At 75.5% G+C, this 5246-nt stretch carries 5 protein-coding genes; 1 reads left to right on the top strand and 4 read right to left on the bottom strand.

From position 1 onward, the window contains the following. Positions 1–247: 247 nt before the first annotated feature. The gene (gene mdlC, locus AC0CYZ_RS31645) at positions 248–1849 is read right to left on the bottom strand and encodes a benzoylformate decarboxylase (protein ID WP_472222228.1); all 1602 of its coding nucleotides are present in this window, start codon (positions 1847–1849) and stop codon (positions 248–250) included. Positions 1850–1879: 30 nt separating this feature from the next. Next, positions 1880–2152 carry a hypothetical protein gene (locus AC0CYZ_RS31640; RefSeq protein ID WP_472222226.1) on the bottom strand — a complete coding sequence of 91 codons (273 nt, stop codon included), beginning with the start codon at positions 2150–2152 and terminating at the stop codon, positions 1880–1882. Positions 2153–2294: 142 nt separating this feature from the next. Here AC0CYZ_RS31640 and AC0CYZ_RS31635 point away from each other — a divergent pair, with 142 nt between their 5' ends. Then, on the top strand, positions 2295–3485 hold the full coding sequence (locus tag AC0CYZ_RS31635; RefSeq protein ID WP_472222224.1) for an epoxide hydrolase family protein: 1191 nt from the start codon (positions 2295–2297) through the stop codon (positions 3483–3485). Between the two features lie 59 nt (positions 3486–3544). On the opposite strand, the gene AC0CYZ_RS31630 is transcribed toward AC0CYZ_RS31635, so the two are convergent. Then, entirely contained in the window at positions 3545–4948 is a 1404-nt protein-coding gene (locus AC0CYZ_RS31630) for a DNA polymerase IV (protein WP_472222222.1), read from the bottom strand. Then, positions 4945–5246: HAD family hydrolase (locus AC0CYZ_RS31625; RefSeq protein ID WP_472222220.1), on the bottom strand; the 302-nt coding region annotated here is incomplete at its 5' end. The genes AC0CYZ_RS31625 and AC0CYZ_RS31630, both read right to left, overlap by 4 nt.

The following is a 5246-nucleotide window of genomic DNA, read 5'->3' as shown; positions in this document are numbered from 1 at the left end:
ACGCTACCGGGGGGTTCGTGGGCGGGGCATGTCGATTGTCCGGCGGGGCGGTCATGCGGTCGAGAGTGCGACCTCGAGGTTGGTTCAGGTCAAGCCGCTCGCGTTCCGGCGAGGGGCGCCCCTCGCCGCTCTATCCGACTGAAGGTGCCCTTCGCTCGGAACGGGCACCGGCCCGGCGTTCCGGTGACGGGCGCCCCTCGCCGCTCTATCCGACCGAAGGGGCCCTTCGCTCGGAACGGCAGCCGGCCTACTCCGCGCGGCCGAGCGAGACCGACACCAGCAGCGGCCCGTCGCCGTCGCGGCCCCGCTCCAGCGCGGCGCGCAGCTCCTCGACCGTGCTCGCCACCTCCGCCGGCACGCCGTACCCGGCGGCGAGCGCGGTGAAGTCGGTCGCCGGCAGGTCGAGTCCGGGCGCCTTCAGTGTGTCCTCCTGGGCGGCGAACCACTTGAGGATCGCGTATTCGCGGTTCTCCAGGACGAGCACGGTGAGCGGCACCCCGAGCGCCGACGCCGTCGCGAGGGCCTGGATCGAATACTGCATCGAGCCGTCGCCGATGGCCGCGAGCACCGGACGGTCCCGGTCCGCCAGCGCCACACCCACCGCGGCGGGCAGCCCGAAGCCGAGCCCGCCCGACGTCGTGAAGAAGGAGCTGCCCGGGCGGCGCACCGGGCGGCGGGCGTGCAGCGCGGTCCGGTTCGACGGGGACTCGTCGACCACCACGCCGTCCACCGGCCACACCGCGCCGACGGTGTCGAAGACCTCCTCGGGGGTCAGCGTCCCGGGCACGGACGAGGGCTGCGCGGCCCCGGCGGCGGGCGTCGACCCGGGCACCGCGCGGGACGACTCGGCCACCCGCTCGCGCAGCGCGCGCACCACCGCCGTCGGGTCCGCGATCACCGCGTCGCCCATCGGCGCGCGGGCGGCCTGCTCGGGGTCGGTGGTGACGTGGAGCAGCGTCGTGCCCTCGGCCAGGAGCCGGCCCGGCACGTAGGGGTAGTAGCGGAAGACCGCGGTCCCGAGGACGACGACGACGTCGTGCGGCTCGAGCGTGTCCGCGAGCGGCGCGATCGCCATGGGCAGCGCGCCCCGGAAGAGCCGGTGGTCCTCCGGGAAGCCGACGCGGCCGTCGGCGGGCGGCCCGTACACCGCGGCCGAGCAGCGCTCCGCGAGCGCCACCGCGTCGTCGAAGCCGCCGCCCGCGTCGACGTCGCCGCCGATCACCAGCGCGGGGGCGGACGCGCCGTCGAGCGCGGCGGCCAGCCGGTCGATCGCCGCCGCGTCCGGCATCAGGGGCGCGCGCACCGTCCGCCCGACGGCCCGGCGCGCGGCCTCGAGGTCGGGACCGGTGAGCTCGACGTCCCAGTCGTCCATCGGCACCGAGACGAACACCGGCCCGCGGGGCGGGGTCGTCGCGGTTCGGATCGCGTGGGCGAGCACCGCGGGGACGTCCGCCGCGCGCGGCGGCTCGGCGGAGTACTTCACGGTCGGGCGCGGGAGCTCGGTGGCGCGCGGGTTCGTCAGCATCGCCTCGAGCGCCATCATCGGCCGCACCTGCTGCCCCGCGGTCACGATCAGCGGGGTCTGGTTGGCGGAGGCGTTCACCAGTGCCCCCACCGCGTTCCCGACGCCCGGCGCGGTGTGCAGGTTGACCAGCGCCGGTCGGCCGGTCGCCTGCGCGTAGCCGTCGGCCATCCCGACGACGACCGCCTCCTGCAGCCCGAGCACGTAGGTGAAGTCGTCGGGGAACTGCTGGAGCATCGGCAGCTCGGTCGACCCGGGGTTGCCGAAGATCGTCGTCAGGCCGTGCGCCCGGAACAGCTCGAGCGCGAGCTCCCTCACCGTCGTCACGCCCGGGGGTCTACCCCCTCGGCGCGCGGCTCACCAGAACTGTTGCGACTCCTCCGTGGGCAGGTGCAGCCTGCTCACGCGGACGACGACGTCGGGCAGGTCGTCCTCGTCGAAGCTCCGGCGGAGGGCCTCCGCGCGGAGGGTGGCCGCGACCCCCTCGTACGGGCCGTGGGCGTCCATCTCCCCGGTCTCCGGGTCGAAGACGAGGACCACGTAGCCGTCGCACTCGTCCAGATCCGCCACCGCCGCCAGCAGCACCGCGGGCCGTTCGTTCAGCACGATGATCACCTCCGCTGCGTTCATCGCCACGATGACGGGCGGTGTGACTCCTCGGGCGGAAGATGCCCCCTTCGGGGGAGGGAGTTCCGACCACGGCGTGGTGGGGTGACACCCCTTCCGGTGGCCGGTAGGGCGTCGTGCGCGCCGGACGTCTAGTTTCCGGGCCATGTCTCGCGACGCCGCCGGTCCCAGCGACGCCGCCGCCGGAACCACACCCCTCGGGGCGACCCGTGACGTGGTGCGCTTCGTGCTCGACATCCCCGACGATCAGGTCGCCGACCTGCACGAACGGCTCCGCCGGGTCCGCCTGCCCGAGCCGGAGCCGGTCGACGACTGGTCCCAGGGCATTCCTGCCGCGACCGTCGCGGAACTGTGTCGCGCGTGGCTCGAGGACCACGACGTGCACGCGCTGGCCGACGAGCTCAACCGCCGGGGGCAGTACCGCACGGTGATCGACGGGCTGGGGATCCACTTCCTCCACGTAGAGTCACCACGCGACGACGCACAGCCACTGCTCGTCACCCACGGGTGGCCGGGCAGCGTCGTCGAGTTCCTCGACGTCCTCGACGCCCTCACCGACCCGCCCGACCCCTCGGACCCGGCGTTCCACGTGGTCGCGCCCTCTCTGCCCGGCTTTGGGTTCTCGGACAAGCCGACCGTCACCGGCTGGGACGTCGACCACGTCGCCGACGCCTGGGTCGAGCTCATGGACCGGCTCGGGTACGACCGCTTCCTCGCCCAGGGCGGCGACTGGGGCGCGATGGTCACGACGTCGCTCGGGGTCCGCCACCCGGACCGGGTCGCCATGATCCACACGACGATGCCGCTCGCGCCGCGTCCGGAGGGGGCGCGGACCGAGGACCTCCCCGAGCTCGAACAGCGGTGGCTGGCAGACGCGCGGGAGTTCCGCGAGGTCGGCAGCGGCTACTCGGCCCAGCAGCGGACCCGGCCGCAGACGCTGGGCTACGGGCTGGTCGACTCGCCGGCCGGCCAGCTCGCGTGGATCGCGGAGAAGTTCGCGGTGTGGACGTTCGGGGGCGCGACCCTCTCCCCGTCGGTGCCGCGGCGCCGGCTGCTGGACAACGTGGCGGTGTACTGGTTCGGCGCCTCGGGGGCGTCGTCGGCGCGGATCTACTGGGAGAGCTTCGGCCGGGTGGACACCTCGACCCCGGTCACCGTGCCGTCGGCGGTCTCGGTCTTCCCGGCCGAGATGGCGAAGATGCCGCGCTCGTGGGTCGAGGCGCGCTACACCGACCTGCGGTACTGGAACGTCCTCGACCGGGGCGGCCACTTCGCCTCGCTCGAGGAGCCGGAGCTGTTCGTGGCGGAGCTCCGGGGTGCCTTCCGCTCGCTCTGAGTGCAAGCGAAGCGTCGTCGCTTGCAACCAGTGGCAGTGGAGCCGCTTCGTCGATCCGGTCAGGCCAACGACCCCAGCGGATCCGCCCGACTCAGCTCCGGATCGTCCGCGGCGAACGTGACCGCCCGACCCGGCCCCGTCGAGCGGGTCTCGAAACGGACGGTGACCCGCCCGTGCCCGGCGCCCTGCACCCAGCCGTGGCCGTGCGCGGGGTGGGCGACGTCGTCCCCGGTCCGCCACTCCCGCCCCGGGTCGGGTGCCGTCTCCTCGCCGGCGAGACGGGCGTCCTCGGGCAGCGCCTCCGCCACCGGCGCCGGGCGCCGCGTGCCCCCGGTCTCCGGGTCCTCGACGGCGACCGTGGCCGCGGCTCCGCGCTCGGGCGCGTCCTCGAACAGCGAGCCCTGCACCGCCGTCGTCAGCCCCGCGTAGGACACCCCGACGAGCCGCACCCCCGCGTCCGGCAGCGCCGCGACCGCGAGCCGTTGGGCGGTCTCGGTGAGCGCGGGCAGGTCGGTCGAGGCGACCGCGGTCGTCTCCGAGCGGGTGTGCGTCGCGAAGTCGCCCCCGCGGACCTTCACCGTGATCGTCCGCGCCGCCCGGCCCGAGGCGACGAGCCTGCGGTGCGCCGAGGAGGCCAGCTCCGCGACCGCGCGCCGCACCGCGACGACGTCGGAGAGGTCGCTGTCGAACGTCGTCTCGGCGCTGACCTGCTTCGCCTCGCCGCGCTCGGTCACCGCCCGGTCGTCGATCCCGCGCGCGAGCCGGTGCAGCCCGGTGCCGACCGCCGAGCCCAGCATGGCGGTCACCTCCCCCAGCTCCAGCGCAGCGAGCGCGGCCACCGTCGTCACGCCCGCCCGGGCCAGCGTCGTCTCGGCCACCGGCCCGATCCCCCACAGCGCCCGCACCGGCAGCGGGTCGAGCAGGGCCCGCTCGCTGCCGTGCGCCACGACGTGCACCCCGTCCGGTTTCGCGAGCCCGGACGCGATCTTCGCGACCTGCTTCCCGGCGCCCGCCCCGACCGACACCGCGAGCCCCGTCGCCGCGCGCACCTCCGCGCGGACCGCTTCCGCCCAGTCCCGGACCTCCGCCTCGGTGGCCCCGGCGAGCGCGGCCGGCTCGGCGAAGGTCTCGTCGTAGGCCACCTGCTCCAGCACCGGTGCGGCGGCGCGCACGACGCCGAAGAAGGCCTCCGAGAGCGTCCGGTAGACCGCCGTGCGCGGCGGCAGCGCGACCGCGTGGGGGGACGCCCGGCGGGCCTGGGCCATCGGCATCGCCGACCGGGCGCCGTGGGCCTTCGCCTCGCCGGACGCGCCCGCGACGATCCCGCGCGGGCCGAGCCCCCCGACGAGGACCGGCCGGCCCCGCAGTGTCGGGCGGGTCAGCTGCTCGGCCGACGCGAAGAACGAGTCGAGGTCCAGGTGGACCACCCACCGCCCGCCGCTCCGCCCGGCGCCACCGCTCACGACGGCGGGTGCCAGGGCGCGTCGGGCCGCGGCCAGAGCAGGTCGGCGTCGGCGAGCACGTCCGCGGGGGTGCCGCTCCACGTGACCCCGACCGCGACCAGCCCGACCTCGTGCGCGGCCCAGACGTCCACGGGCGAGTCGCCGACCATCGCGGCGTCCCGCGCCCCCTCGGGCAGCACCCGGCCCAGCCCGAGGAGCGCCTCCACGAGCACCGCGTCCTTGCCGCCGACCCCCGGTCCGGAGCCCGCCACGTGGCCGAAGTAGCCGGACCACCCGAGCGAGGCCACGATCCGCCGGG

The organism is Actinomycetospora sp. (assembly GCF_055612215.1).
The sequence above is the reverse complement of the archived record's forward strand: the minus strand, read 5'-3'. Positions and strand labels throughout refer to the sequence as shown.

Bases quoted from the DNA above. Each gene is read 5' to 3' on its own strand.
- AC0CYZ_RS31640 (WP_472222226.1), bottom strand. From the start codon at position 2,152: ATGAACGCAGCGGAGGTGATCATCGTGCTGAACGAACGGCCCGCGGTG.
- AC0CYZ_RS31635 (WP_472222224.1), top strand. From the start codon at position 2,295: ATGTCTCGCGACGCCGCCGGTCCCAGCGACGCCGCCGCCGGAACCACA.